Here is a 26,025-nt window from a genome sequence, read left to right as displayed (position 1 = left end):
GTGAGAGCGGTGGTGCCGGCGTGAGGGTGGCGGTGCTGGCGTTCGGGTCGCGAGGGGACACGCAGCCGTGCGCGGCGCTCGCGGCGGAGCTGGCCGCGCGCGGGCACGCGGTCACGCTGGTCGCGGCCGCCCGCTACGCCTGGCTGGCCGAGCGCGCCGACCGGCACGCCTGGCCTGCCGGACGCGCCGACCGGCCCGCGCACCCGCGCCTGGCGGGAGGTGCCGGCCGAAGTAGTGGGGTGGCGTTCGTGGGGCTCAGCGTGGATCCGGTGGCGGTGGTGGAGAGTGAGGAGGGGCGGCGGTGGTTGCGGAGCGGGCCGCTGGGGTTCGTGCGCGGGTTCAGGACCGTGGTCGAGCCGATGGCCGCCCGGCTCGTCCAGGAGGTGGACGCGGCCTGCGCGGGTGCGGAGCTGGTGCTCGCTCCCGCCCTGGGCGCCTTCGGCAGGCACCTGCACGACCGGTACGGCATCCCGTACCGGATCCTGCAGTTCCAGCCCAGCGAGCCGACCCGCGAGTTCCCGAACCCGCTGGTGCCGTTGACGACCCTGGGGCCGCTCGGGAACCGGGCCAGTTACGCGGTGGTGGAGCGGCTCGGCTGGCTGGTGCTCGGGCGCATGGTGAACCGGCTGCGGTCGGGCGTTCTGGGGCTGGGGCCGTTGCGGGGGAGCCCGTTCGTGGCGGACCGGCGGGCGCGGGTGCCGGTGTTGTGCGGGGTGAGCCCGCTGGTCGTTCCTCGGCCTGCCGATTGGCCGGAGCAGGTGCATATGACCGGTTATTGGCGGCTGCCGGGTGCGGCGGAAAGGGCATGCGGCGAAATTGAGGATTTTCTGGAAAGCGGGCCGGCGCCGGTTTTCGTGGGGTTCGGGAGCATGGTGCCGGATGAGCCGGAGCGGTTGGCGGCCGAGGTGGCCGGGGCGTTGCGGCGGGCGCGCGTGCGGGGGGTCGTGCAGGGGTTGCCGGTGGAGGAGGGCGACGATCTGCGGGTGGTGGGGGAGGTGCCGCACGAGTGGTTGTTCCCGCGGATGGCGGCGGTCGTGCACCACGGCGGGGCGGGGACGACGGGGACGGCGCTGGCGGCGGGGGTGCCGAATGTGGTGTGCCCGTTCTTCTCCGATCAGCCGTTCTGGGGCAGGCGGGTGGCGGCGCTCGGGGTGGGGCCGCCGCCGCTGCCGGTGACCCGGCTCACCAGGGACGAGTTGGCGGCTCGCCTGATCGACACAAGTGAATATCGGGAGAACGCCGTACGACTGGGACGGCTACTACGTGTTGAGCATGGCGTGAAGAACGCCGTAGATCTCATTGATCGTCCTTGATCGTCCGGATATTGTTCATATGCCCACGATCACCCCTGGAAGTTAGGTGCCATGAGACGGCGGCTACGGCAGGTCTTCATCATCGGTCTCACCCTCTCGCTGCTGGGCATCGGTGTCCCCGCGCATGCGGAGGACGGCGACAGGAACTGCAACGACGAGCTGCCGCCCGGCACCCCGTCCTATGTCGTGTGCACCTGGCTGAACACGCCGGAGGAGGCGCTGGACACGGCGCTGTTCTGGCTGGGCAACGACGGCGAGAACATGGAGAACGCCGCGCCGATCCCGCCGATCATGATCGACTGCGGCGAGGAGGGCAACTCCTGCCCGACCGACGCCGAGGGTGACGGCCAGCTCCACGACGTCGACTCCCCCGACGTGCCCGGCGCCGAGGACGGCGGCACGCCCGAGTGCCAGAACGGCGAGCAGTGCTACGTCGACCCGAACACGATCACCGCCGCCGAGAAGACCGCCGCCCAGGCCACCCCGGCCGGCCAGGCCACGCAGACCATGGCCCAGACGCAGACCACCATGCGGGTCTGGATCGACACCGAGCTGGCCGACGACTACAAGGCCGGCAAGCTCGCCGAGGCCGCCAAGAAGGTCGCCGCGCTGGTCGCCACGCAGCCCGGCGTCGTGGGCGTCCGGTTCACCTCGCAGCTCGGCTACAACCAGACGTTCGCCACGGCTGACGAGCTCGACAAGTTCGTCTCCGAGGCCGCGACCACGCTGCGCACGCTGCTGCCGGGCAAGAAGCTGGCCGCGCACACGGTGGTGCCGGTGCTCGGCTGCGGCGCGGACACGAGCTGCACGGCCGAGCTGACCAAGAAGTACCCGCTGCTCGACCCCGAGCGCATCGGCGCCTGGCTGAGCAAGGGCTACATCGACCAGCTCGCCCTCGACAGCGGCCACCTCGCCACCGAGTACGCCACCTGGAAGATCGACGCCGCCACGGCCCAGCGCAACCAGTGGGCGCAGGTCCAGGCCCGCGCCTGGGACGCCTACGCGCAGATCGCCGCCGAGGACGCCTCCTTCGCCGCCGCCGGCTCCTCCGCGCTGACCGAGGAGCAGGTCACCAAGGCCATCGCTGAGCGCATCGCCGCGCCGCTGCGCCAGGACGCCGCCGAGACCGTCACCCTGTGGACGCGCTGGCAGAACGACCAGGGGCAGGTCAGCCGCGTGTACGGCGAGAAATGGGCCGCGAACACCACGTGGGAGCAGCTCAAGAAGCTCGGCACGATCAAGCCGCGCCTGGCCACCGTGTACGACCCGGCCCACCCCGAGGTGGACCTGGCCACGGACCTGAAGAACCTGTCGGAGGTGTTCGGCCAGGTGTACCTGCACACCTCCTGAGCCGCCGACGCGCGAATGCGAGAAGGCCGGGTGCCGCCCCACCAACGGGGCGGCACCCGGCCTTCTCGTTTGTGTGGAGGGGTGTGTCTGGCCGGGCGGGGTTTGTCTGACCGCACCTGGAGCACCGGCGCCGGGACGAGAAGCGCGGCCAGCTCGTGCTCGACTTCGCCCGCGACGACGTCCGCGCGTGGGCGCTCGGCTGGCTCGACGCGCTGGTCACCGACTCGCCCAACCCGGCCACCCGGCGCGCGATGCCGCTGCGCTACCGCTTCCACGTCGCGATGGCGGGCGTGCTCGGCGTCGGCGGGAACCCGTCGGAGTGGACGGCGGGCGAGCTGGAGACGGCCGCCGAGCTGATCGCCCAGTACAAGCGGGTCCGCAGGACCGTCCAGCAGGGCGCGCAGTACCGGCTGGCCGGCACCCCCGGGCAGGAGCGCTCCGCCGTCCAGTACGTGTCCGGCGACCAGGTGGTCGTGCTCGCCCACAACCCGCTCGGCAACGCCAAGCGCGGGCCGCGCACCCTCCGGCTGGCCGGGCTCGACCCCGACGCCGGGTACGAGCTGGAGTCCGACGGCTCCCGCCGGCACGGCGCCACGCTCCTGGGCGCCGGCATCAGGCCCGCCGCGTGGGCGCCGATCGGCGCCGGCCACCGCAGCGAGCGGGCCGTGCTCAAGAAGGTGTAGCCGGGCCGCGAAGACGCTGAGTGGACCTGTTCGGCCGTGGTGGCGCGTGCGACTTTGGGAGCGGGGCCGGGTCACCGCCCGCGCCGGGGTTTCACGCATCGCGCGAAGGGGGAATCAACCATGGCTGAGAACTTTGAGGAGCTGCCCGCTCCGTCTTCCGTTCGGCTGATCGACTTCGAGGAGGCGAGAGTCGTCCCGGGCATCGTGCCCAACTCGTTCATCCTGATCGTCAGCGGCACCAAGCCGTATCTCAACATGACAGTCAGGCTCTCCCCGCTGGTCTACATCCGTCAGCCGGAATTCTGGGGGATCGAGGTCGTCGGCTCGCTGCCGGGCGTCGGCCTTCCCGCCACGGCTCCCTACACGGTGTCGCTGCCGCTCGACGGCATCCTCGGCACCGAGGGGATCGAGGTCATCGGGGCCACGAAGAAAAAGGAGATCAAGGTCCCCTAGGAGGTATCTCTCGTATGACGCAGGCGCGGGAGGCGGTACGGCGCGCTCTCGCCTGCGTCGACGAGCCCGCCTACCTCGCCCTCGACGACGGCGCGCGGCTGCCGCAGACCGCCGGCCCCGCCGTCGTCACCAGGATGCTGGAGCGGCTGGAGGTCGAGCCCGGGCACCGGGTGCTGGAGATCGGCACCGGGTCCGGGTTCACCGCCGCCGTGCTGTCGCGGCTGGTGCGGCCCGGCGGGCACATCACCTCCATCGACATCGACGCCCGGCTGACCGCGCGGGCCGCCAAGCTTCTGGAGAGCGACGGCTGCCGCAACGTGCGGCTGGTCACGGGCGACGGCACGCGCTGGGTCCCCGACTCCCGCTACGACCGGGTGATCGCGTGGGTCGCGCCCGTACGGGTGCCCGACGTCTGGGTGCGGCAGGCCGTGCCCGGAGCGGTGCTCGTCAGCCCCGTCCACCTCGCGCCGCTGGCCCGCGCCATGGCCGTGGTCCGCCTGCGCCGCGGCCCCGCCCCCGACCGGCTCGCCGCCGACCTGCTGATGCCGGGCGGCTTCTCCGAGGCCAGGCCCGAGCCGCACGACCACTGGCCGGTGCCGTCCTACGGCGTCGACGCGCTGACCCGCGACGCCGCCGGCCGCATGTGGTGGGTGGCCGCCGAATGGCTGCGCGCCCACGAGCCGGCCGTCGGCATGCGGCTGCTCGAACTCATGATCACCGACGGATGGCACACCCCCTGGCCCGTCCCCGGCGAGCGCGGCGCCGACCTGCACGCCTACCTCATGGCCGCCCGCCCCGAAGGGCTCACCACGGCCGCCCTCGGCGCCCAGGGCTGGGGCGCCGGCTACTCCCAGCCCGACGGCGTCGCCCTGGTCGGCCCCGCCGACGACCTCTTCGTCGCGGGCGCCCCGGCCGCCGCCGAACGGCTCCACCGGTGGGCGCGCGAATGGCGCGAGCGCGGCCGGCCCGGCATGGCCGACCTGGAGCCCCGCCTGCACCGGCGCGGCTCCGGCTGGGACGTCCGCGCCGTCATCCCCTAGGCTCCCAGTGCCTTGCGGATCATCGGGTACGAGGTCTTGAACTCCCTGATCCAGTACGGCCACGTGTGCGTGCCGTTCCCGTACAGGTGGAGCGTGTGCGGGATGCCGAGCCGCTTGAGCCGCTTGCTCAGCGCCTTCGCCGTGTACGCCGAGATCGGCTCGCCCAGGTGCGCCGGATGCCACGGTGAGCCCGGCGGGTCCAGCGGGCCGTTGAAGCTGTTGGTGCCGCTCGACAGGTAGAGGCTGACACCCTTGAGGTTCGCCGCCAGGGCCAGGGGGTCGTTGGCGGCCCACACCCGCTTGTTCCGCTTGGGGTCGCCCCACAGGGCGAGGGGGTCCTGCTTCTCGCTGGCCTGGGCGTTCATGACGATCTCCGGGATGCCGGGGAGCCGGGTGGCCAGGATGCCGCTGTACGCCCCCGCGAAGCGGAACATGCCGGGGTAGCGGGCGGCGTACTTGACGGCGCCGTACGCGCCCATCGACAGGCCCGCCACGGCGCGCCGCGTGCCGGCCCGGTAGCCGATCTCCAGCAGCCGGCGCACCTCGTACGTGTGGAACGTGGCCCACGCGGGCGGCCCGCCCCTGCCGCCGTTGTACCAGTCCGTGTAGTTGCCGGCCCGGCCCGCCTCCGGCATGACGACGATGGCGTCCAGGTCGGCCGTATAGGTGGAGATGTCGGTCATGCGGGTCCACGACGTGTAGTCGTCCGCGCCGCCGTGCAGCAGGTACAGCACCGGCCACGTCCTTCTCGCGCCCTTCGACCAGCCCCGCGGGAGGAGCAGGCGGACCGGCAGCATGCGGCCGACCGAGGGGGAGGAGATGAGCACGTCCAGCGTGCGGGCGTCGAGACGGCGCTCGCGCACCACGCGGGCCGGCCCCGGCAGCGCCTTCTGCCACGGCAGGTAGCCGGTGTCCTGGGCGGGCTGCGGGGTCGGGCTCGTGCTCGGCTGCTCGGTGGCTGGATTGTCAGGGGAGAGCGACCAGTCAGGGTCGGCGGCGGCCCCGCCCGGAGCCGCGGACAGGACGAGCACCGGCACCACCACCGCCACCACCACCGGCGCCCGCCATCGGCGCCGGGCGGGTCGCATGGTCGGCTGCGTGCTTGAGGACATGGTCGGGCCCCTTCGCCGGGAGTGCACGCGAGGGTAGGCGGTGCGGCGGGGGAGCGGCTATGAGCGTCCGTACGAAAATCCGCCTCTGGTTACGCTCCGCCGGATAAATCATCACCAGCGTGACAAAACCCGGCCGAGGAATGTTCCGTCCGGGCCTGACCCCCGCCCCCGGCCCCTGGGTATGTTGGCCGATCACCCCAGATGCATGGGAGCGCTGATGGACGTACCCGGCGAAGGTGAGATCCGCCGCTTCCTCGTCGAGCGGCTCGGCGAGCACGTGGACCCCGACCGGCCCCTGGGCGAGTACGGGCTCTCCTCCCGCGAGTCGGTGGCCGTCGCGGCCGAGCTGGGCGAGCTGCTGGGCCGCGAGCTGAGCCCCACCCTCCTGTGGGAGCACCCCACCGTGAACCGCCTGGCCCGCGCGCTGGCCACCCCCGAGCCTCCCGTACGCGCCGCGCCCCCGCCCGGCGAGCCCGTCGCCGTGGTCGGCGTCGGCTGCCGCTTCCCCGGCGCGCACGGCCCCCGGGCGTACTGGGACCTGCTCATCGAGGGCCGCTGCGCGGTCGGCCAGGTCCCCGCGGGCCGGTGGGAGGCGTTCGGGGCGGCGAGCGCGACCGCCACCAGGCACGGCGGGTTCCTCGACGACGTGGCCGGGTTCGACGCGGAGTTCTTCGGCATCGCGCCCGGCGAGGCGGCGGCCATGGACCCGCAGCAGCGGCTGCTCCTGGAGACCGCCTGGGAAGCGCTCGAACACGGCGGCATCGCGCCCCGATCGCTGGCCGGCACCCGCACCGGCGTGTGGACCGGTATCTCCGGCAACGAGTACGCCTACCTGACCACCGCCGACCTCGCCTCCGTCGACGCCTGGACGGCCACCGGCGCGGCGCTCGGCATGGGCGCCAACCGGCTGTCCTACCTGCTCGACCTGCGCGGCCCCTCCATGGCCGTCGACACCGCCTGCTCCTCCTCCCTCGTCGCCACCCACCTCGCCGTCTCCAGCCTGCGCGCCGGCGAGTGCGACCTCGCCCTCGCCGCCGGCGTGAACGTCCTGCTCTCCCCCGTGATCACCCTCGCCTTCGACCGCGGCGGCGGCACCGCGCCCGACGGCCGGTGCAAGGCGTTCGACGCCTCCGCCGACGGCATGGTGCGCGCCGAAGGCTGCGGGGTCGTGGTGCTCAAACGGCTGACCGACGCCCTGCGCGACGGCGACCGCGTGCTCGCGCTCGTCGGCGCGACCGCCGTCAACCAGGACGGCCGCTCCAACGGCCTCGTCGCCCCCAACCCAGAGGCCCAGGAGGCGCTGCTGCGGCACGTGTACGGCGACCGCGGCCCCGACTACATCGAGGCCCACGGGACGGGCACGTTCCTCGGCGACCCCATCGAGGCCCGCGCCATCGCCGCCGCCATCCGCACCCCCGTCCTGCTCGGCTCCGCCAAGACGAACCTCGGCCACCTGGAGGCCGCCGCGGGCGTCGCCGGCCTCATCAAGACCGTGCTCGCCATGCACCACGGCGTCATCCCGCCCAGCCTGCACTTCCGCCGCCCCAACCCGCACGTCCCGTGGGACACCTTGAAGGTCGTCACCGAACCGACCGCCTGGCCACGTCCCGACGCGCGGGCGGGGGTGTCGGCGTTCGGGTTCGGCGGCACGAACGCGCACGTCTGTCTGGAGGCGTACGACGTCGGCCCGGATGTCCGCCTCGACCCGCCCGACGCCGGCCCGGACGACGTCCGCATGGGTGCGCACGACATCGGCCCTGGCGGCTCGGCGCGCCCGGTGGCCACCGCCAAGCACGTCTTCCTGATCACCGACACGACCGAGGCCAGGGTCCGCGACCACGCCCGCGTGCTGGCCGCCTGGCGCCCCGAGCCGGACCTGCGGGACGTCGCCCACACGCTCGCCCGGCGCGCCGGACGCGGCAGGGCGGCCGCCGCCGTGGTGGCCGCCGACCCCGCCGAGCTGGCCGACCGGCTCCACCGCCTCCAGGTCCCACCGGCCGCACAGGGGACGGATGCCGGGCCCGTCTGGGTGTTCGGCGGCTACCGGCCCCAGCCGCCCGACCTGGGCCTCTACGACGTCGAGCCCGCGTACCGCCACACCATCGACACCCTCGCCCCGCTGCTCGCCGCCGAGGCCGGGATCGACGTGCACGACCCGCTCCCCTCAGGCGTCGCCACGATCCAGCCGATCCTCTTCGCCGCCCAGCTCGCGCTGGCGCGGACGTGGCGGGCCTACGGGTTCGAGCCGGCCGCCGTGATCGGGCACTCGATGGGGGAGGTGGCCGCCGCCGTGGTGGCGGGCGGGCTGTCGCTGCCGGACGCCGTCAAGGTCATCTGCACGCGCGCCCGGCTCCTCGGCGGGCTCGGCGGCGGCGGGGCGATGGCCGTGGTGGCCGTGGACGCCCACGAGGTGCCTGCCGACCTGCACGTGGCCGTGTACGCGGCGCCCGGGCAGTGCGTGGTGACGGGAGAGCCGGAGCGGGTGGCGGCGTTCGCCGCGTCGGTGGCGGAGCGCGGGCTGTTCGCCCGGACGCTCACCGCCGAGGGCGCCGGGCACTCGCCGCAGGTCAAGCCGCTGCTGCCGGTGCTCAGGGAGGAGCTGGCCGGGGTCGCCGGGGGCAAGCCCGTGGTGCCGTACTACTCGGTGATCTTCGAGGACCCCCGCGAGGCGCCGGTGTTCGAGGCGGCCTACTGGGCGGCGGGAGTGCGGCGTCCCGTACGGCTCATGCAGGCCGTGCGCGCCGCCACCGAGGACGGCTACACGCTGTTCACCGAGCTGAGCCCGCACCCCGTGCTGACCGGCGCGCTGCGCGACACCCTGCCGCCCGCCGCGACCCTCACGACCGGCGACCTGTCCACGCAGCTCGCCACCGCCGCCACCCGCGTCGCCCCGCGCACCTCGGGACGCGTCGTGGACGTGCCGCATCCGCCCTGGCGTCACGTCCGCCACTGGGCCGGGCCGGTGCCGCCGTCGCGCCCGGCCGGTCCGGACGGCAGACTGGTCGTACGCGACTGGGTCCCCGAGCCACCACGGGAGGCGGGCCCGTCCCGCGCGTGGCTCATCCTGGCCGATGAGGGGGATGCGCGGGCGGCCCGCCTCCATGCCCTCCTCGGCCCCGCCGCCACCCTCCTCGTGCTGCCCGCCACCTCCCCCGGCCCCGCGCCGCTCCCCGGCGGCCTCGGCCCGGCGTCGTCCGTGCTCGTCCTGCCCCCGCGCGGGCTCGACCCGGCCGGGGCACGGCGGGTGATCCTGAACGTCGCCGCCCTGGCCGCCCGCGGCTGCCGCGTCACGATCGGCACCGAGCGGGCCCAGGCCGTCCTGGAGGGCGACCGGCCCGACCCCGGTCCTGCGGCACTGCGCGGCCTGGTGCGGGTGCTCGCCCTCGAACGGCCGGAGCTCCACGCCATGCTCGTGGACTTCGACGACCTCGCCGACCTGGCCACCGAACTGACCGCTGACCCGGGAGACGACGAGGTGGCCTGGCGGGACGGGATGCGTCACGCGGCTCGCCTGCGCCCGGCCGCCGTCCCGCCCGCCCGCCAGGACCCGGTGGCCGGGCCGGGAGCGTACATCGTCACCGGCGGGACCGGCCGGCTCGGCCGGCTCGCCGCCCGCTGGCTGGCCGAGCGCGGTGCCAGCCGGGTCGTGCTGAACGGCCGGACACCGGCGCCCGCCAAAGGGATCACCGAGGTGGTGACGGGCGACCTGGCCCAGCCCGGGACGGCCGAGCGGCTGGTGGCGGCGGCCACGGCGGGAGGGATGCGGCTGCGCGGCGTGATCCACGCGGCCGGCGTGCTGGACGACCGCCTGGCCGCCGACCTGGACGCGGGGAGCCTGGAGCGGGTGTGGGCGGCCAAGGTGGACGGCGGCCTGCGCCTGCACGAGGCCACCAAGGCGCTGGACCTGGACTGGTGGGTGGCGTTCTCGTCGGCGGCCGGCCTGCTCGGCTCCCCCGGGCAGGCGGCCTACGCGGCGGCGAACGCCTGGCTCGACGGGCTGTGCGAGCTGCGCCGCGCCGAAGGGCTGCCGGGAATCGCCATCGCGTGGGGGCCGTGGGCCGGCACGTCCGCCGCGGCCGCCCTGCCCGCGGTGGCGCCGCTGACGGCGGAGGAAGGGCTTGAGGCCCTGGAGGTGCTGATCCGGGGCGGGATGTCGGCCGGTGTGATCAAGGTGGACGTGCGGGAAGCGGTCACGATATTTCCGGCCATCGCCCACATCCCGTATTTCACCGCCGTGACCACCGAACCAACCAGCCCGACGGGCGGCTCAACCGGTCTCGCGGAGGGCGCGTCCGGGCCTGCGGGCCGCTTCGGCGGGACTGCGGGCGTGCGGGGCGGGACCGTCGCCGGGCCGGAGCCTGGCGGCCCGCTGGATCCTGCCGCGCTCACCCCCGAGGACGTGCTCGTGCGGGTCAAGGAGCGGGTGGCGGTCGTGCTCGGGATCGGCGCGGACGGGCTGGACGAGGGTGCGGCGCTGACGGACCTGGGGCTGGACTCGCTGGCCGCGACCCGGCTGCGCGGCACGATCGAGCACGACTTCGGCGTCGCGGTGCCCACCACCCTGATGCTCACGGGCGGCACGGTGAGCGTCCTCGCGGGAACGGTCGCGGCCGAGCTGGGCTTGACGGCCGACGTGCCCGCCGCCGCCGGGCTGGCTGACGTGCCCACCGTGGCGGCCGGGCTGGGGCTGGCGGCCGACATGCCTGCCGTCGCGGCGGTGCTGGGCTCGGCGGCCGGAGCGCCTGCCGTCGCGGCGAGGGATGCGGCGGAGCGGCAGGTGGTGCGGGTGCTGGCCGGGCTGCTCGGCCGTGAGCCGTCCGTCACGGACCCCGTCCCGCCGGACGTCCTGCCCGAGGCATGCGCCGTGCTGAGCCGCGAGCTGGGCAAGCCGGTCCAGCTCGGCGCGGCGGATCCTGGCGTTGCGACCGGGATCAGCGAAGCCCACCGACGGGTCGTGAGGGTGGCAGAGCTGGCCGAGCTGGTGCGGGGGTTGGAGGAGGCGGAGGCCGAACGCGGGGTCGTCCGGCGGCTCAATGCCGGTGCCGCCGGCAGGCCGCTCTATCTCGCGCACCCCGCCGGCGGCACCACCGGTGTCTACGCGTTGCTCGCCGACCGCCTCCCCGCCACGCCCGTCCGGGGCCTGGAGCGGCTGGACGGTGCCCTGGGTGTCCCCGAGCGGGCCGAGCGTTACGCCGAGGTGATCAAGGAGGCGGGGCTGGGGCCGTACCGGCTGGGTGGGTGGTCGTTCGGGGGGATCCTGGCGTTCGAGATCGCGCGGCGCCTGGGCGAGGCGGACGTCGAGCTGGTGGCGATGATCGACTCGGGCCTGCCGGACCAGGTGCCTGAGGAGGAGCGGCGGGAGATCGAGGCCCGCCGGTACGCGGACTTCGCGGCTCACCTGCGCCGGACGTACGGCGTGGACGTGCGGCTCGACCCGGCCGAGCTGCGGGACCTGACGGAGGAGCAGCGCGCGGCCCTGGTGAGGGCGCGGATGGCGGGGTCGGGAGCCCTGGAGGCGCTGCCGGGCGCGGTGCTGCGGCACCAGCTGACCTCGCACGAGGACACCAGGGCCATCGAACGGTACCGCCCCGGCAGCCCGTACCACGGCCGGGTCGTGCTCTACCGCTCCACCGAGCCCACCCCCTGGACGGTGCGGGACTCCCGTTACGCCCATGAGGACGACCCGGCCAGGGGTTTCGGGCCGTACTGCCCGCGGCTGGAGATCGTCGAGATCCCCGGTTCGCACCATCTGGACCTGCTCGACCCCCCACACGTCGAGATGATCGCCGAGCACCTGGGAGGACTGCTATGACGCTGGCACAGGCAGTGGTGGCAGGCGCGGAGCCCGCCGAGCTGGCGCGCCTGGACGTGCCGACCACCTACCGGGCCGCCCACCTGCGCAAGGACGAGGTGGGCACGTTCGACCCGGACGAGCCGGACAAGGACGTGCGCCGGACGTTGCACGTCGGCGAGGTGCCGATGCCGGAGCTGGCCGAGGACGAGGTGCTGGTCGCGGTGATGGCCAGCGCGATCAACTTCAACACGGTCTGGTCGGCGATGTTCGAGCCGATCCCGACGTTCGCGTTCCTGGAGCGGTTCGGGCGGACGGACCCGCGGCACGACCTGCCGACGCACGTGCTCGGCTCGGACGCGGCGGGCGTGATCGTCAGGACGGGCCGGGCGGTGCGCCGCTGGCGGGTGGGCGACCGGGTGGTGACGAGCCCGGCGTACGTGGACGGCGAGGACCCGGTCGTGCAGCACGACGGGATGCTGGCCGCCGACCTGCGGGCGTGGGGCTTCGAGACGAACTTCGGCGGCCTGGCGGACTTCGCCGTGGTCAAGGCCACGCAGCTGCTCGCCAAGCCCCGGCATCTGACGTGGGAGGAGGCGGCCTGCAACATGTTGTGCGCCTCGACGGCGTACCGGATGCTGGTCGGCGAGCGCGGCGCGCGGATGAAGCAGGGCGACGTGGTGCTGCTGTGGGGGGCGACGGGCGGCCTCGGCGGCTACGGCGTGCAGCTCGTGCTGCGCGGCGGCGGCATCCCGGTGGGCGTGGTCAGCTCGCCGGCGAAGGCGGAGCTGCTGCGCAGGATGGGCTGCCGGCACGTGGTGGACCGGGCGCAGTTCGACGACCTGAGCGACGAGAAGGCGTGGCGGCGGCTGGGCGCGGAGGTCAGGCGGCAGGTGGGGGAGGACCCGGCCATCGTGTTCGAGCACACGGGCAGGGAGACGTTCGGGGCCTCCGTGTACGTGGCCAGGCGCGGCGGCTCGGTGGTGACGTGCGGCTCGTCCAGCGGGTACGCGCACGAGTACGACAACCGGCACCTGTGGATGAAGCTGAAGCGGATCATCGGCTCCCACGGCGCGAACTACCAGGAGTGCCACGAGATCAACCGGCTCATCTCGCTGGGCCTGATCCATCCGACGCTCTCGACCGTCTACCCGCTGGTGGAGGCGGCGGACGCGGCCCGTGCCGTGCAGCTCAACCAGCACGTGGGGAAGGTGGGCGTGCTCGCGCTGGCCCCGGAGGAGGGGCTGGGTGTGGAGGACCACGAGCTGCGCGAGCGGATCGGCGAGGATCGCCTGCGCCTGTTCCGCTGATCCACATGCTGCCGGCCCTCTTGCGGAGCGGAGCGCTCCGTTAATAGCATGCTCTTATCGGAGCGAAGCGCTCCGAAAAGAGAGATGAGGTCGTCATGGCAGGCAGCACGGACATCGCCGCGATCAGGAGCCTGGTCGCGGAGGCCGAGAAACACCAGAACGACGTGGAGCCGTTCATCGCCCTGCACACCGCCGACACCGCCATCGTCAACATCGCCGGACGGCGGGTGGCGGGCAAGGAGGCGCTGACCAAGGTGATGAAGGCGGCGCTGGAGTCACCACTGGCGGACGTGATCACCAGGACGGAGGTGGCGGACATCCGGTTCGTCCGGCCGGACGTGGCGATCGTGACGTCGATGAAGCGGGTGTTCGACGGCCGTGACCCGGAGGTGCGGCGGGACCCGCGCGCGGCGCTCCCGGCCGAGTCCGGCTGGCTGACGTACGTGGCGGTGCGGGAGGAGGACGGCGCCTGGAGGATCGCTTCCGCGCAGACCACCCCTATCAGGGCGTGAATAACCCCAGGTAGGCGAGATTTCGGTATCTTGCGTAGTCCGAGATGACCGAAACTGCGACAGAAGGGAACGGCACGTGCCCGACGATGCCGGCCTTCAGGCGCTCCGCGAGGCGGCGCGTCTCTCCCCGGACAACCTCCCCCTGCGGCGGCACCTCGCCGGGCAGCTCCTCGCCAAGGGGTACCTGGCGGACGCCGAGGCCGAGTTCCGCGCCGCGCTCGCGCTCGCCCCGCAGGATCCCGAGCTGATCGGCGGGCTGGCGGACGCGTTCATCCGGCAGAGCGCGTTCGGCGCGGCGATGGCGGCGCTGGAGCCGCTGCTGGCGACGCCGGGCTACCCGCCGGCGGTGGGCGTGCTGGCGGCCCGGGCGCTGCTGGGCGAGGGTGACCCGGCCAAGGCCGCCTACCGCTACTACGAGGCCACCTCCCGCGACGCGTCGGTGGCGGACAAGGAGCTGGAGGCGCGCATCACCGGCTCGTCCACCCCCGCCGCCCGGCCGCCGGCGCCGATGGCGAGCGAGCCGGCCGAGTCGCCGTTCCTGCCGTCCGTCCCCCAGCCCGGCGACGCGAGCACGGCGGAGGTGGAGCGGTCCGGGGTCTCCTTCGCCGACGTGGCGGGCATGGAGACGGTCAAGGAGGCGTTGCGGATCAAGCTGCTGCTGCCGACGCAGCAGCCGGAGATGTTCGCCGCGTTCGGCAAGCGCGCCGGCGGCGGCGTGCTGCTGTACGGGCCGCCGGGCGCGGGCAAGACCCACCTGGCCAGGGCCGCCGCAGGGGAGCTGGGGGCGGCGTTCGTCAACGTGGGCCTGGCCGACATCCTCGACATGTACGTCGGCAACAGCGAGCGCAACCTGCGCGCCACGTTCGACCTGGCCCGCCGCAACCGCCCGTGCGTGCTGTTCTTCGACGAGGTGGACGCGCTGGCGGGCCGCCGCTCCGACATGCGCAGCGCGCACGGGCGGCAGCTCGTCAACCAGTTCCTGTCGGAGCTGGACGGCGTGGACCAGAACGCCAACGAGGGCGTGCTGGTGCTGGCCGCCACGAACGCCCCCTGGTACGTGGACGTTGCCTTCCGCCGGCCCGGACGGCTGGACCAGCCGGTGTTCGTGCCGCCACCCGACCAGCAGGCGCGCGCGGCCATCCTGCGCATCCTGTGCCGCGACAAGCCGCTGGCCGAGATGGACTACGACGCCGTGGCGCAGGCCACCGAGCTCTTCGTGGGCGCGGACCTGAAGGGCGTGGTGGACCGGGCGGTGGAGGCCAAGCTGCAGCAGTCGATCAGCGCCGGCCGGCCGATCCCGCTGACCACGCAGGACCTGCTGGCCGCCGCGAAGAGCGTGCGGCCCACGGCGGTGCGGGAGTGGATGGGCACCGCCCGCAACTACGTCATGCACGCCAACGACTCCGGCGCCTGGGACGAGCTGATGCCCTGGGTGAAGATGAAGTGGTAGCGGAAGCGTCCCGGATGAGGCGGGTGCGCGGGCCGTGGTGACGGCCGCCGATCCGGTCGAGCGGGCGCGGACGCTGCTGCGGCTGCGGCGGCCCGCCGACGCCGAGCGGGAGCTGCGCGGCCTGCTCGCGCGGGAGCCGCAGCACGTCACCGGCCACGCCCTGCTGTCGCTGGCGCTGATCGAGCAGCGCCAGGTGGACGAGGCCGTCGCGGAGGCCAGGGAGTCGGTACGCCTCGCCCCCGACCAGTGGTTCCCCCATTACGCCGCCGCCCAGGTCCACAACCGGGCCGGCCGCCCGGACGACGCGATCGCCGCCGTCCGCACGGCCCTGGACCTCGCCCCCGAGTACGCCCCCGCCTGGGAGGTCCTGGCCCGCGCGCACCTGCTGAAGGGCGAGTGGCAGGCGGTGGCGGACGCGGCGCTGCGCGGCCTGAGCTTCGAGCCGGAGGACGCCGACCTGGTCAGCCTGGTGTCGCTGGCGTACACCAACCTCGGCGACGCCCGCCAGGCGGGTGCCGCCGCCGCGCACGCCCTGCGGATCGACCCGGAGAGCCCCACGGCGCACTTCGTGAGCGGCCGGGCGGCGCTGCGGTTCGGGGAGCCGGGGCGGGCGGCGGAGGAGTTCCGCGAGGTGCTCCGCCTCGATCCGGGCTTCGGCCCGGCCAGGGACCTGCTGGTGGCGGCGCTGAAGCAGCGCAACCCGGTCTACCGGCGGCTGTCGCGGCTGCGCGGCAGGTTCCCGCAGGGGTGGCGGCTGGTATTCCTGCTGCCCGCGGTCCCGCCGGTGATCCTGGTCTTCATCGTGCTGGCGCTGCTGCACTGGGTGGGCTGGGTGGCCGAGGCGTGGACCACGCTGCGCCTGACCCGGGGCGGGACGACCCGGTTGTTGTTCGAGGGCGTGGAGGCGCGGGTGGCGGCGCTCTGCCTGGGCCTGGTGGCGGCGGGCGCGGCGCTGCTCGGCGCGGGCAGCGCGCTCGGCCAGGACGTGCTCGGGACAGCGGGGGCGGCCGTGGCGGCCATGGTCACCCCCGTGCAGGAGGCCGCGCACACCGGCGCGCCCCGCCGCCGGGCCGTCCTGTACGGCTGGGCGGCCCTGCTGGGCGCCGCCGTCGCCGTCGCCGCACTGCTCTCGAACCCGGGCGTGGCCCTGCTCGCCATGTACGCGGCCATCGCCACGGTCTGGCTCGCCGGCCTGGTCAGAGGCCGCATCTAGAGCAGCGTCCCGCCGCTGACCTCGAACTTGGCGAGCGCCTCGTCGAGCCTGGCCAGCGTGTCGGGGTGGAGGGTGAGGTCGGCGGCGGCCAGGTTCTCCTCGATGTGGGCGGGGGTGCGGCTGCCGGGGATGGTGACGACGTGCTCGTCCTGGTGCAGCAGCCAGGCCAGGGCGAGCTGGGCCGGGGTGATGCCGAGGTGGGCGGCGAGCGTCCTGATGGGGGCGTAGCGGTCGTTGTTGCCGGCCAGGTTCTCGGCGGAGAAGCGGGGCGCGTTGTGGCGGAAGTCGCCTTCGCCGAGTGCCTGCACGGTGCCGGTGAGGAAGCCGGTGCCGAGGGGGCTCCACGCCACGATGCCGACGCCGAGCTCGCGGGCGGCGGCGAGCAGGCCGGGGTCCACGGGCCGCCACATCGACCACTCGTTCTGCACGGCCGTCACGGGGTGCACCGCGTGCGCGGCCCTGAGCTGGGCGGCCGTCACGTTCGACAGGCCGATGTGCTTGATCAGGCCGTCGCGCACCAGCTCGGCCATCGCGCCGACGGTCTCCTCGATGGGCACGCCGGGGTCGGGGTAATGAAGGTAGTAGAGGTCGATCACGTCGGTGTCCAGGTTGCGCAGGCTGCGTTCGGCGTAGCCGCGCACCAGGCGGGGATCGGCGTTGACGCGCAGCTCGCGGAAGGCGAACCCGACCGGCTGGGCGCGGCTCGGCTCCCCCTCGGGGATGGCCAGGCCGAACTTGGTGGCGACGACCACCTCGTCCCTGCGGCCCTTGATCGCGCGGCCGACCAGGCGCTCGTTGTGGCCGTCCACGCCGTAGGCGTCGCTGGTGTCCACGTGGGTGCCGCCGGCGTCGAGTGCCGCCTTGAGCGCGGTCTCGGCGCGGGTGTCGTCCACCTCGCCGTACACGCCGGGCGAGAGCACCATGGCGCCGAATCCGATCGCGGGAACCTGCAAACCGCCGAGAGTCCTTGTCTTCATGGCTCCGATCCTGCCGCCAGGGACCGCCCGGCGTCCAAGACCTCCTGCTATAACCAGTGGCTATGGATGTGCATTTGCGGGAGTTGCGGTATTTCGTGGCGGTTGCCGAAGACCTGAACGTGACGCGGGCGGCCGAGCGGCTGTTCGTCTCCCAGCCGGCGCTGTCCAAGCAGCTCAGGGTGCTGGAGGGGCTGCTCGGGTTCAAGCTGTTCGAGCGGGTGCCCAGCGGGGTGGTGCTCACCCGGCAGGGCGAGGCGCTGCTGCCGGTCGCCCGCGACCTGCTCGAACGCTGGAACGCCGGCGTGGAGCAGGCGCGCGCGGCGGCGCCCACGGGCACGCTGGTGATCGGCCTGCAGACGGCCGTGGGCCGGGGGTTGCAGCAGGAGGCGCTGCGCCGCTTCCGCGAGGCGATGCCGGGGTGGGAGGTGTCGCTACGGCTGGTCGGCTGGGACGATCCCAGCGGCGGGCTGGCCGACGGCTCGTCGGACGTGGCGTTCATCTGGCTGCCGGTGCCGGCGGGGCTGCGGACGTACGTGCTGGCCACGGAGCGGCGCGGGGTCGCCATGCCCGCCGATCACCCGCTGGCGGAGCTGGCGGAGATCCCGTTCGAGGCGCTGCGGCGGGAGCCGTTCATCGCGCTGCCGCAGGCGGCGGGGCCGCTGCGGGACTTCTGGCTCGGGCTGGACGCGCGCGACGACGAGCCGGTGGTCGGGGTGACGGCGAACACGCCCGAGGAGGTGTTCGAGGCGGTGATCAGCGGGCTCGGCGTGGTGCTGGTGGCCGAGGGGAACGCGGCCCTCTACAAGCGGCCGGGCATGACGTACCGGCCCGTTACAGGGCTGCCTCCCGGGGAACTGGCCATTGCCTGGCGCGAAGGGGACGCGAGCCCGCAAGTCCTCGCATTCATCGACGCGCTGCGACAGGTGACCACTAAGGTCTGACCCGAGTTCGGACTCGTAGAGAGGTGCCCCCCATGAACGACTACGCGACCACCTTCGACCTGATCGACGCCGACAAGGACGGCCGCATCTCCGCCGTCGAGCTGGTCCGGCTGATGGACGTGCTCGGCCAGCCCGTGTCGCTGGAGGCCGCCCAGCAGGGCGTGCAGAAGCTGGACAAGGACGGCGACGGCCTGATCGACCTGGAAGAGTTCAGCGCGTTCCTCCAGAAGTGATAAGAAACAAGCGTTTGCTGCGCATTCTTCTGTTGCCTGGGTCACAATGGCGGCAGGAGGGACGATGGCGATCAAGAGTGACATCAGCGAAAGCCGTACACCCGCGGACATCGTGAAAACGCTCAGGTCGGGCATCGGCCCGGTCTCCGAAGAGGTGATCGAGGAGATCCAGGCCCGCATCCCCGAGTACGCCCGGCCATCGGACGAGATCTACATCAAGGTCGTGCGCATGGCGGTCGAGCAGGCCATCGAGGGCTTCCTCGACCGCATCGAGCGCCCCGACGCCCCGTGGGACCCGGAGCCGTTCCGGATGATCGGCAAGGGGGAGGCGGCCGAGGGCCGCAACCTCGAGCCGCTGCAGGCGGCGATGCGGCTCGGCGCCCGGGTCGGCTGGCGGCGGCTGACCGAGCTGGCCGGCCCGCTCGGCCTGTCCCCCCAGTCCTTGTACGACCTGGGCGAGGCCATCTTCGTCTACCTCGACCAGCTCGCCGACGCCGCCGCCGAGGGCTTCGACGAGGCCAGGGCGCACGCCGCGGGCGAGATGGAGCGCCGCCGCGCCCGCCTGCTCGACCTGCTGCTCAGCCAGCCGCCCGCCAGCCCCGACGCCATCGCCGACCTGGCCAAGGCCGCCGCCTGGCGGCTGCCGAGGACGGTGGCCTGCGTGGCGCTCGACGACCAGTACGGCACCTGCCGGCTGCCCCCGCTGCCGCCCGACGTGCTCACCGGCCCGTCCCGGCCGCTGCCGTGCCTGCTCGTGCCCGACCCGGCGGGCCCCGGCCGGGCGCAGCTCCTGGAGCACGCGCTGCGCGGCCACCGCGCCGCCATCGGCCCGGCGGTGCCGCTGGCCGCGGCGGCCACGTCGCTGCGGTGGGCGGGGGAGGCGCTCGGCCTGTCGCGGCGCGGCGTGCTGCCCCGTGGGCTGCTGCGGTGCGCCGACCACCTGGCCACGCTCGTGGTGTTCAAGGACGAGGAGCTGGTCAGCGCGCTGGCCGAGGTGCGGCTCGCGCCCCTGGCCCACCTGCGGCCCACCCAGCAGGACCGGCTCGCCGAGACGCTGCTGGCGTGGCTGCGGCACGGGCGCGGCGCCGGCGAGGTGGCCGCGAAGCTGCACGTGCACCCGCAGACCGTGCGCTACCGGCTGCGGCAGCTCGAGGAGCTGTACGGCGACCAGCTCGCCGACCCCGACATCCGGTTCGAGCTGGAGATCGCGCTGCGGGCCAGGCAGGCGGTGCTGGCGGCCCGGTAGGGGCCCGTGGGGTGTCATGAGAGGCGTCCCGTGGGGTAGCGGGAGCGGATGCGCATGACGTACACCTCCGACGTCTGGTGGAAGAACGCCGTCGTGTACTGCCTGGACGTGGAGACGTTCAAGGACGGCAACGGCGACGGCGTGGGCGACTTCCGCGGCCTGACGCAGCAGATCGACTACCTCGCGGGGCTCGGCGTGACGTGCTTGTGGCTCATGCCGTTCTTCCCGACTCCCAACAAGGACGACGGTTACGACATCACCGACTTCTACTCCATCGACCCCCGCTTGGGGACGCTGGGCGACTTCGTGGAGTTCATGCGGACCGCCCACGACCGGGGCCTGCGGGTGATCGCCGACCTCGTCGTCAACCACACCTCCGACCAGCACCCGTGGTTCAAGGAGGCCCGGTCGAGCCGCGACTCGCCCCGCCGCGACTGGTACGTCTGGTCGGACAAGCCCGAGCCCGACAACCCCGAGCAGATCGTCTTCCCCGACAAGGAGAGCAGCGTCTGGGAGTACGACGAGGGCTCCGGCCAGTACTACCTGCACAGCTTCTACCGGCACCAGCCGGACCTGAACGTGGGCAACCCCGAGGTCAGGGACGAGATCACCCGCATACTCGGGTTCTGGATGGAGCTCGGGCTGTCGGGCTTCCGGGTGGACGCGGTGCCGTTCCTCATCGAGAACGTCAACCCGCGGCTGGCCAACCCGCACGAGTTCCTGGCGGACCTGCGGGCGTTCATGACGCGGCGCAAGGGCGGCTCGATCCTGCTCGGCGAGGTGAACGTGCCGTACAAGGACTTAATCGCCTACTTCGGTGACGGGCTGGGCGACCAGATCACCATGTGCTTCGACTTCATCGGCATGCAGAACGCGTGGCTGTCGCTGGCCCGCAACGACGCCACCCCGCTGGCCAACGCCCTGCGCGAGCGTCCCAAGCCGCCCAAGGACTGCCAGTGGGCGATGTTCCTGCGCAACCACGACGAGCTGACCCTCGACAAGCTGACCGAGGAGGAGCGGGAGGAGGTCTTCCGCGCGTTCGGGCCGAAGAAGGAGATGCAGATCTTCGGGCGCGGGCTGCGCCGCCGGCTGCCGACGATGCTCGGCGGCGACCTGCGGCGGATCAAGATGGCCTACAGCCTGATGTTCTCGCTGCCCGGCACGCCCGTGATCTTCTACGGCGAGGAGATCGGGATGGGCGAGAACCTGGAGGAGGAGGGCCGCATGGCGGTCCGCATCCCGATGCAGTGGTCCGAGGACGGCGGCTTCAGCCAGGCCCCGCCGGTCCGGGACATCCCCGAGGGCTCCTTCGCGCCCGACCGGGTGAACGTGGCCGACCAGAAGCGGGACACCGGCTCGCTGCTGCGCTGGTTCCAGCTCCTCATCGAGCGTTACCGGGAGTGCCCCGAGCTGGCGTGGGGCGAGTACACCGTGCTGGAGACCGGGCATCCGGCCGTGCTCGCGCACCGCTGCGACGCCGACGGCGCCACGGTGGTGGTTGCGCACAACCTGTGCGACACGGCCCAGGACGTGGAGCTGCGCCTGGACGGGCTGGAGCGCTTCCAGCTCACGGACCTGCTGGTGGACGGGACGCTGGAGGTCTCGGACCAGGGCGTGGTGCGGCTGCCGATGGACCCGCACGGCTGCCGCTGGCTGCGCGCCTCCCGCCCGGAGATCCCGCCGGAGGACGCCTCGGTCAAGTCGTTGTAGCAGACCCGTCGACGGCCGGCCAGGCGGTCATGGCGAGGGTGGCGACGGCGAGCAGGTCCTCGTAGGAGGCGCCGTCGCGGGACTGCGTCGACATGCCCTGGATCGTCGCGGCGTAGAAGGTGGCCAGCCCCGCCGTGTCCGTCGCGGCGGGCAGCCGCCCGGCCGCCACGTCGTCGTCGATGCGCCGCTTGATCGCCGCCTTGGCCTCCTGCCTGAACCCGCGCAGCAGCGCCTCCACCTCGGCCGACTCGGGCCCGCAGTTCACCGCCGCGGTGATGACCAGGCAGCCGCGCGGATGCTCGGCGCTGGCGTACTCGGCCGCCGCCTCGCGCAGCACCCGCTCGATCGCGCCGCGCCCGGTGGGCTCCTCGGCCAGCGCGCGGGTGGTGAAGGCGCCGTAGGTCTGCTGGTAGCGCCGGACGGCCTCCTCGAACAGCCGCCGCTTGTCACCGAAGGCGGCGTACAGGCTGGGTGGTCTGATGCCCATCGCGGCGGTCAGCTCCGCGACCGAGGTGGCCTCGTAGCCGTGCCGCCAGAACGTGAGCAGCGCGCTCTCCAGCGCCGTCTCCCTGTCGAACTCCCGTTGCCTGGCCATGCGCTCATTCTATATCGATCGCTATGTTATGGTTTCTATAGCGATCACTAAAGAAAGGTTGCCAGCGATGAAGACTGCCCTCGTCACGGGTGCGAGCAGGGGAATCGGCCGCGCGATCGCGCTACGCCTGGCCAAGGACGGGTTCCGCGTGATCGTGAACTACGCCAGGGATGCCGCCGCCGCCCAGGAGGTCGTGGACCTGATCGGCCCGAACGCGGTCGCGGTGCGCGCCGACCTCGGCGTGCCCGAGGAGGTCACCGCGCTCGCGCAGCGGGTCAGGGCCGAGACGGACGTGCTCGACGTGCTGGTCAACAACGCCGGGGTCGGCCTGCCCCAGCCCATCGCGCAGGTCACCCGGGACGGCTGGGCCCGGGTCTTCGCGGTCAACGTCGAGGGCCTGTTCTTCCTCACCCAGCAGGTGCTGCCGCTGATCCCCGACGGCGGCAGGATCGTCAACATCACCTCGGGCGCGACCCGCATCGCCTTCCCCGAAGGCATCGCGTACGCGATGAGCAAGGGCGCGGTGCGCACGTTCACGCTGGCCCTGGCCAAGGAGCTGGGCCCGCGCGGCATCACGGTCAACGACGTCGCGCCCGGCATCATCGACACCGACACCAACGCCGGCTGGCTGCGCGGCGACCCGGAGGCGCAGGCGTACGCGGCGAGCAGGCACGCGGTCAACCGCGTCGGCCACGTGGACGAGATCGCGGGCGTCGTCGCCTTCGCCGTCTCGCCCGACGCCGCCTTCGTCACCGGCACCACGCTCGACGCCACCGGCGGCGGAAACCTCTGAGGAGCAAGAAAGACATGCCCACGGTCACCTACGACGGCGGCGCCGTCCACTACCACCGGGCGGGCAGCGGGCCCGGCCTGGTCATGGTGCACGGCACCGGCGGCGACGCCGTCACCAACTACGCCCACCTCGTCCCCGGCCTGGCCGACCTGCGCACGGTCATCACCCCCGACTACGCGGGCAGCGGAGGGACGTTCGACCCGGGCGGCGACCTCACGCTCGACCTGCTGGCGGGGCAGGTGGCCGCCGCGTTCGAGGAGCCGTCCGACCTGGTCGGGTTCTCGCTGGGGGCCGCCGTGGCGGCCAAGGTCGCCACCGAGCGGCCCGAGCTGGTCAGGCGGCTGGTGCTGATCGGCGGGTGGACGCACCTGGCGGACTCGCGGCTGGAGCTGGGCCTGCGCACGTGGGCGCGGCTGGCCGCCACCGACCCGGAGAGCTTCGCCGCGTACGGGCCGCTGGTGGCGTTCAGCCCGGGGTTCGTCAGCTCGGTGGGCGCGAAGACCCTGATGGCGGGCGAGCCGCCGCACGGCACCGTGCGCCAGATCGAGCTGGACCTGCGCGTGGACATCAGGGACCTGCTGCCGAAGATCACCGCTCCGACGCTGGTCATCGGCAACACCCAGGACCACCTGATCCCGGTCGAGCACGCCCGCGCGCTGCACGCGGCCATCCCCGGCAGCGAGTACGCCGAGCTGGACAGCGGCCACGTCGTCCTGCACGAGCGCCCGGAGGAAGTCACGGCATTGATCAGGGATTTCATCACTCGCGTGACCAATGAGTGATTTGTCCAAGTTACTGTCCGCACCATGCAGACCATGAAGCTCGCCCTCGCCGGGGCCGCCGCGACCAGCGTGCTGGCCCTGGCGGCACTCCCCGCGCAGGCCGCCGCGCCGGCGAAAACGGTCACGGTCACGGTCATGGGCACGTCCGACCTCCACAGCAACGCCCTCAACTGGGACTACTTCAAGGACGCCGCCTACGCCGACAGCCAGGGCAACCACGTCGGCCTGGCCAAGGTGTCCTCGCTGGTCAACCGGATCAGGGCCGAGCGCGGGGCGGACCACACGCTGCTGTTCGACTCGGGCGACACGATCCAGGGCACCCCGCTGGCGTACTACTACGCCAAGGTCGAGCCGATCACCGAGACGGGCGAGACCCACCCGATGGCCAAGGCCATGAACGCCATCGGGTACGACGCGGTGACGCTGGGCAACCACGAGTTCAACTACGGTCTGCCGCTGCTGGCCACCTGGATCGACCAGATGAAGGCCCCGGTGCTGGCCGCGAACGCGGTCCGCGACCGGTCGGGGCTGCCCGCGTACAAGCCGTTCGTGATCAAGACGATGAAGGTCAAGGGCGAGCAGCCGATCAAGGTGGGCGTGCTCGGCCTGACGAACCCGGGCGTGGCCATCTGGGACAAGGCGAACGTCGAGGGCAAGCTGCGCTTCACCGATCTCGTCGAGTCGGCGAAGAAGTGGGTGCCGGTCATCCGGGGCCTCGGCGCGGACGTGGTCGTCGTCACCGCGCACGCCGGCGACAACGGCATGTCCTCCTACGGGGGCGACCTGCCGGTGGAGAACGCCTCGGCGATGGTGGCCGAGCAGGTGCCGGGCATCGACGCGGTGCTGTTCGGGCACGCGCACAACGAGGTCGCCCAGCGGTTCGTGACGAACAAGGCCACCGGCGAGCAGGTGCTGCTCACCGAGCCGGGCAAGTGGGGCCAGCGCCTGTCGCGGCTGGACTTCCAGCTCACCAAGCAGCGCGGCCGATGGGTGGTGACGAGCAAGTCGTCCACCACGCTCAACACGAACACGGTCCCCGAGGACCCGAAGATCGTGACGCTGCTGAAGCCGCAGCACGACACCACGGTCGGCTACGTCAACAAGGTCGTCGCCAAGTCGGCGCAGGAGCTCTCGGCGGCCGAGTCGCCGTACAAGGACACGCCGATCCTCGACTACATCCAGCACGTGCAGATCGAGACGGTCAAGAAGGCGCTGCCGGACAACACGCTGCCGGTGCTGTCGATCGCCGCGCCGTTCAGCCGCAGCGCCGTCTTCCCCGCCGGCGACATCCGCGTCAGGGACGTGGCCGGCCTGTACGTCTACGACAACACGCTCCTGGCGGTCAAGCTCACCGGCGCCCAGATCAAGGACTACCTGGAGTACTCCGCCAAGTACTTCAACCAGCTCGCCCCCGGCGACCCGGTGGACGTCGCCAAGCTGACGAACGCGGGCAACACGCCGGACTACAACTACGACCAGCTCGCCGGCGTCTCGTACGACATCGACGTGGCCAAGCCGGTCGGCCAGCGGATCGCGAACCTGACCTACGACGGCGCGCCGATCCCGGCGGACAAGGAGTTCGTGGTCGCGATCAACAACTACCGGCAGTCGGGCGGCGGCGGCTTCCCGCACGTCACCACCGCCCCCGTGCTCTACAACGCGCAGGTGGAGATCCGGCAGGCGCTCATCGAGTACGCCACCGCCCAGGGCACCATCGACCCGGCCGGCTTCGCCGCCGCCAACTGGAAGCTCACCAGGGACGGGGCGCCGCTCTTCTGATCAGAGGTAGGAGGGCCCGCTCACCCGGTGCCGGAACGTCCACCACACCCACGCCTGCGCCGCCACCAGGAACGGGATCAGGGTGAGGACGACCGGCACCAGCAGCGGCCCCGACGTGCCGGGCTCCAGCGGCAGCCGGAGCCCGGCCACCACCGCCACGACCACCAGCGCCGCCGACGTGAGCGCGTACGTGCGGCCCTCGCCGGCCCCGCCCGCGAGCACCGCCGCCCGCGCCCGCAGCCCGCCGCGCAGCCGCAGCGCCGCGAACGTCAGCCCGTGCGTGGCGAACAACGCGGCCGGCACCAGCGCGGCCAGCAGCGCCACCGGCCCCTCGATGCCGAGCAGCACGTGGGCCAGCAGCGCGCCCCAGCTCAGCGCCAGCCCCCAGCTCCCGGCCACGATCGCGCCGTCCCAGAACGCCTGCCAGCGCGCCCCCGGGACGCGCCCGCGCAGCCACAGCCCCATGTCACGCACGACCCAGGCCAGCAGCAGCGTCACGACCACGGTGTGGTTACCGTGCAGCAGCTCGCCCTCCAGCCGGGGGAACAGTCCGGCCAGCACGCCGGCCGTGGCGACCAGCCACACCTCGTTGCCGAGGAAGAACGGCGCGATCGCGGCGATCACCTCGCGCCGCTCGCCCGCCGACCGCCCCAGGTACGGCAGCGCCATGCCGACCCCGATGTCGGCCCCGGCCAGCACCAGATACCCGATCGCGAAGAAGCCCAGAATGAAGATCTCCATG

The 26,025-nt window shown here is 73.1% G+C and carries 21 protein-coding genes; 17 read left to right on the top strand and 4 right to left on the bottom strand.

The window, feature by feature from the left end; genetic code table 11:
- Positions 1-20 precede the first annotated feature (20 nt).
- The 5 genes from HCN51_RS30550 to HCN51_RS30530 all read left to right on the top strand — a co-directional run bounded on the left by HCN51_RS30550 (position 21) and on the right by HCN51_RS30530 (position 4,839).
- Positions 21-1,313, top strand: coding sequence for a nucleotide disphospho-sugar-binding domain-containing protein (locus tag HCN51_RS30550; RefSeq protein WP_168014043.1), 1,293 nt, complete (start codon positions 21-23; stop codon positions 1,311-1,313).
- Between the two features lie 51 nt (positions 1,314-1,364).
- Positions 1,365-2,663, top strand: coding sequence for a hypothetical protein (locus HCN51_RS30545; protein WP_168014041.1), 1,299 nt, complete (start codon positions 1,365-1,367; stop codon positions 2,661-2,663).
- A gap of 155 nt (positions 2,664-2,818) precedes the next feature.
- Positions 2,819-3,346, top strand: a complete 528-nt coding sequence (locus HCN51_RS30540; protein WP_168014039.1) for a GH36 C-terminal domain-containing protein — start codon at positions 2,819-2,821, stop codon at positions 3,344-3,346.
- Between the two features lie 120 nt (positions 3,347-3,466).
- Entirely contained in the window at positions 3,467-3,799 is a 333-nt protein-coding gene (locus HCN51_RS30535) for a hypothetical protein (RefSeq protein WP_080044784.1), read from the top strand.
- Between the two features lie 14 nt (positions 3,800-3,813).
- On the top strand, positions 3,814-4,839 hold the full coding sequence (locus HCN51_RS30530) for a protein-L-isoaspartate O-methyltransferase family protein (protein ID WP_168014037.1): 1,026 nt from the start codon (positions 3,814-3,816) through the stop codon (positions 4,837-4,839).
- On the opposite strand, the gene HCN51_RS30525 is transcribed toward HCN51_RS30530, so the two are convergent.
- The gene (locus HCN51_RS30525) at positions 4,836-5,951 is read right to left on the bottom strand and encodes an alpha/beta hydrolase (protein ID WP_240973401.1); all 1,116 of its coding nucleotides are present in this window, start codon (positions 5,949-5,951) and stop codon (positions 4,836-4,838) included. The genes HCN51_RS30530 and HCN51_RS30525 overlap by 4 nt on opposite strands.
- A 217-nt stretch (positions 5,952-6,168) precedes the next feature.
- On the opposite strand from HCN51_RS30525, the gene HCN51_RS30520 reads away from it, so the two are divergent.
- The 5 genes from HCN51_RS30520 to HCN51_RS30500 all read left to right on the top strand — a co-directional run bounded on the left by HCN51_RS30520 (position 6,169) and on the right by HCN51_RS30500 (position 16,227).
- Complete coding sequence (locus tag HCN51_RS30520; protein ID WP_168014035.1) at positions 6,169-11,763, top strand: type I polyketide synthase; 5,595 nt, start codon at positions 6,169-6,171, stop codon at positions 11,761-11,763.
- A complete protein-coding gene (ccrA, locus tag HCN51_RS30515; protein WP_080044788.1) occupies positions 11,760-13,052 on the top strand; it encodes a crotonyl-CoA carboxylase/reductase in 1,293 nt (430 codons plus the stop codon). Before HCN51_RS30520 ends, ccrA begins: the two co-directional genes overlap by 4 nt.
- A 95-nt stretch (positions 13,053-13,147) precedes the next feature.
- The gene (locus HCN51_RS30510) at positions 13,148-13,564 is read left to right on the top strand and encodes an SgcJ/EcaC family oxidoreductase (protein WP_168014033.1); all 417 of its coding nucleotides are present in this window, start codon (positions 13,148-13,150) and stop codon (positions 13,562-13,564) included.
- Positions 13,565-13,640: 76 nt separating this feature from the next.
- Positions 13,641-15,014 carry an AAA family ATPase gene (locus HCN51_RS62465; protein WP_168014023.1) on the top strand — a complete coding sequence of 458 codons (1,374 nt, stop codon included), beginning with the start codon at positions 13,641-13,643 and terminating at the stop codon, positions 15,012-15,014.
- Positions 15,015-15,048: 34 nt separating this feature from the next.
- The gene (locus HCN51_RS30500; RefSeq protein WP_168014021.1) at positions 15,049-16,227 is read left to right on the top strand and encodes a tetratricopeptide repeat protein; all 1,179 of its coding nucleotides are present in this window, start codon (positions 15,049-15,051) and stop codon (positions 16,225-16,227) included.
- On the opposite strand, the gene HCN51_RS30495 is transcribed toward HCN51_RS30500, so the two are convergent.
- Complete coding sequence (locus HCN51_RS30495) at positions 16,224-17,204, bottom strand: aldo/keto reductase (RefSeq protein WP_168014019.1); 981 nt, start codon at positions 17,202-17,204, stop codon at positions 16,224-16,226. The genes HCN51_RS30500 and HCN51_RS30495 overlap by 4 nt on opposite strands.
- Positions 17,205-17,266: 62 nt before the next feature.
- Between HCN51_RS30495 and HCN51_RS30490 the strand changes: the two genes are divergently transcribed.
- The 4 genes from HCN51_RS30490 to HCN51_RS30475 all read left to right on the top strand — a co-directional run bounded on the left by HCN51_RS30490 (position 17,267) and on the right by HCN51_RS30475 (position 21,334).
- On the top strand, positions 17,267-18,145 hold the full coding sequence (locus HCN51_RS30490; protein ID WP_168014017.1) for a LysR family transcriptional regulator: 879 nt from the start codon (positions 17,267-17,269) through the stop codon (positions 18,143-18,145).
- A 32-nt stretch (positions 18,146-18,177) separates the two neighbouring features.
- Positions 18,178-18,378, top strand: a complete 201-nt coding sequence (locus tag HCN51_RS30485; protein WP_186404495.1) for an EF-hand domain-containing protein — start codon at positions 18,178-18,180, stop codon at positions 18,376-18,378.
- Positions 18,379-18,442: 64 nt separating this feature from the next.
- The gene (locus HCN51_RS30480) at positions 18,443-19,624 is read left to right on the top strand and encodes a helix-turn-helix domain-containing protein (RefSeq protein ID WP_206068069.1); all 1,182 of its coding nucleotides are present in this window, start codon (positions 18,443-18,445) and stop codon (positions 19,622-19,624) included.
- A 54-nt stretch (positions 19,625-19,678) separates the two neighbouring features.
- Positions 19,679-21,334 carry an alpha-amylase family protein gene (locus tag HCN51_RS30475; RefSeq protein ID WP_240973400.1) on the top strand — a complete coding sequence of 552 codons (1,656 nt, stop codon included), beginning with the start codon at positions 19,679-19,681 and terminating at the stop codon, positions 21,332-21,334.
- Here the strand turns inward: HCN51_RS30475 and HCN51_RS30470 are convergent.
- Entirely contained in the window at positions 21,321-21,929 is a 609-nt protein-coding gene (locus HCN51_RS30470; RefSeq protein WP_168014013.1) for a TetR/AcrR family transcriptional regulator, read from the bottom strand. The two genes, HCN51_RS30475 and HCN51_RS30470, sit on opposite strands and share 14 nt — an antisense overlap.
- A 67-nt stretch (positions 21,930-21,996) precedes the next feature.
- Here HCN51_RS30470 and HCN51_RS30465 point away from each other — a divergent pair, with 67 nt between their 5' ends.
- The 3 genes from HCN51_RS30465 to HCN51_RS30455 are packed head-to-tail and all read left to right on the top strand — an operon-like array spanning position 21,997 to position 25,283.
- Positions 21,997-22,722 (top strand): SDR family NAD(P)-dependent oxidoreductase, encoded by a 726-nt coding sequence (locus tag HCN51_RS30465; protein WP_240973399.1) that lies wholly within the window; start codon positions 21,997-21,999, stop codon positions 22,720-22,722.
- 14 nt (positions 22,723-22,736) lie between these two features.
- Complete coding sequence (locus HCN51_RS30460) at positions 22,737-23,504, top strand: alpha/beta fold hydrolase (protein WP_168014009.1); 768 nt, start codon at positions 22,737-22,739, stop codon at positions 23,502-23,504.
- A gap of 24 nt (positions 23,505-23,528) precedes the next feature.
- Positions 23,529-25,283: a bifunctional metallophosphatase/5'-nucleotidase gene (locus tag HCN51_RS30455; RefSeq protein ID WP_168014007.1), complete on the top strand. Its 1,755-nt coding sequence runs from the start codon at positions 23,529-23,531 to the stop codon at positions 25,281-25,283.
- Here HCN51_RS30455 and HCN51_RS30450 read toward each other — a convergent pair whose 3' ends face one another.
- Positions 25,284-26,024, bottom strand: coding sequence for a cytochrome d ubiquinol oxidase subunit II (locus tag HCN51_RS30450; RefSeq protein WP_168014005.1), 741 nt, complete (start codon positions 26,022-26,024; stop codon positions 25,284-25,286). It abuts the gene before it with no gap.
- Position 26,025: the final 1 nt, after the last annotated feature.

The sequence above is a fragment of the Nonomuraea composti genome, from assembly GCF_012034275.1.
GTDB lineage: Bacteria > Actinomycetota > Actinomycetes > Streptosporangiales > Streptosporangiaceae > Nonomuraea > Nonomuraea composti.
The sequence above is the reverse complement of the archived record's forward strand: the minus strand, read 5'-3'. Positions and strand labels throughout refer to the sequence as shown.

What these genes read in the sequence shown, in the direction of transcription:
- HCN51_RS30525 (WP_240973401.1), bottom strand. Translation starts at nt 5,951, where the DNA reads ATGTCCTCAAGCACGCAGCCGACCATGCGACCCGCCCGGCGCCGATGG.
- HCN51_RS30490 (WP_168014017.1), top strand. Translation starts at nt 17,267, where the DNA reads ATGGATGTGCATTTGCGGGAGTTGCGGTATTTCGTGGCGGTTGCCGAA.
- HCN51_RS30475 (WP_240973400.1), top strand. Translation starts at nt 19,679, where the DNA reads ATGACGTACACCTCCGACGTCTGGTGGAAGAACGCCGTCGTGTACTGC.
- HCN51_RS30510 (WP_168014033.1), top strand. Translation starts at nt 13,148, where the DNA reads ATGGCAGGCAGCACGGACATCGCCGCGATCAGGAGCCTGGTCGCGGAG.
- HCN51_RS30480 (WP_206068069.1), top strand. Translation starts at nt 18,443, where the DNA reads ATGGCGATCAAGAGTGACATCAGCGAAAGCCGTACACCCGCGGACATC.
- HCN51_RS30495 (WP_168014019.1), bottom strand. Translation starts at nt 17,204, where the DNA reads ATGAAGACAAGGACTCTCGGCGGTTTGCAGGTTCCCGCGATCGGATTC.
- HCN51_RS30520 (WP_168014035.1), top strand. Translation starts at nt 6,169, where the DNA reads ATGGACGTACCCGGCGAAGGTGAGATCCGCCGCTTCCTCGTCGAGCGG.
- HCN51_RS30470 (WP_168014013.1), bottom strand. Translation starts at nt 21,929, where the DNA reads ATGGCCAGGCAACGGGAGTTCGACAGGGAGACGGCGCTGGAGAGCGCG.
- HCN51_RS30530 (WP_168014037.1), top strand. Translation starts at nt 3,814, where the DNA reads ATGACGCAGGCGCGGGAGGCGGTACGGCGCGCTCTCGCCTGCGTCGAC.
- HCN51_RS30450 (WP_168014005.1), bottom strand. Translation starts at nt 26,024, where the DNA reads ATGGAGATCTTCATTCTGGGCTTCTTCGCGATCGGGTATCTGGTGCTG.
- HCN51_RS30460 (WP_168014009.1), top strand. Translation starts at nt 22,737, where the DNA reads ATGCCCACGGTCACCTACGACGGCGGCGCCGTCCACTACCACCGGGCG.
- HCN51_RS30535 (WP_080044784.1), top strand. Translation starts at nt 3,467, where the DNA reads ATGGCTGAGAACTTTGAGGAGCTGCCCGCTCCGTCTTCCGTTCGGCTG.
- HCN51_RS30465 (WP_240973399.1), top strand. Translation starts at nt 21,997, where the DNA reads ATGAAGACTGCCCTCGTCACGGGTGCGAGCAGGGGAATCGGCCGCGCG.
- HCN51_RS30455 (WP_168014007.1), top strand. Translation starts at nt 23,529, where the DNA reads ATGCAGACCATGAAGCTCGCCCTCGCCGGGGCCGCCGCGACCAGCGTG.
- HCN51_RS30545 (WP_168014041.1), top strand. Translation starts at nt 1,365, where the DNA reads ATGAGACGGCGGCTACGGCAGGTCTTCATCATCGGTCTCACCCTCTCG.
- ccrA (WP_080044788.1), top strand. Translation starts at nt 11,760, where the DNA reads ATGACGCTGGCACAGGCAGTGGTGGCAGGCGCGGAGCCCGCCGAGCTG.
- HCN51_RS30485 (WP_186404495.1), top strand. Translation starts at nt 18,178, where the DNA reads ATGAACGACTACGCGACCACCTTCGACCTGATCGACGCCGACAAGGAC.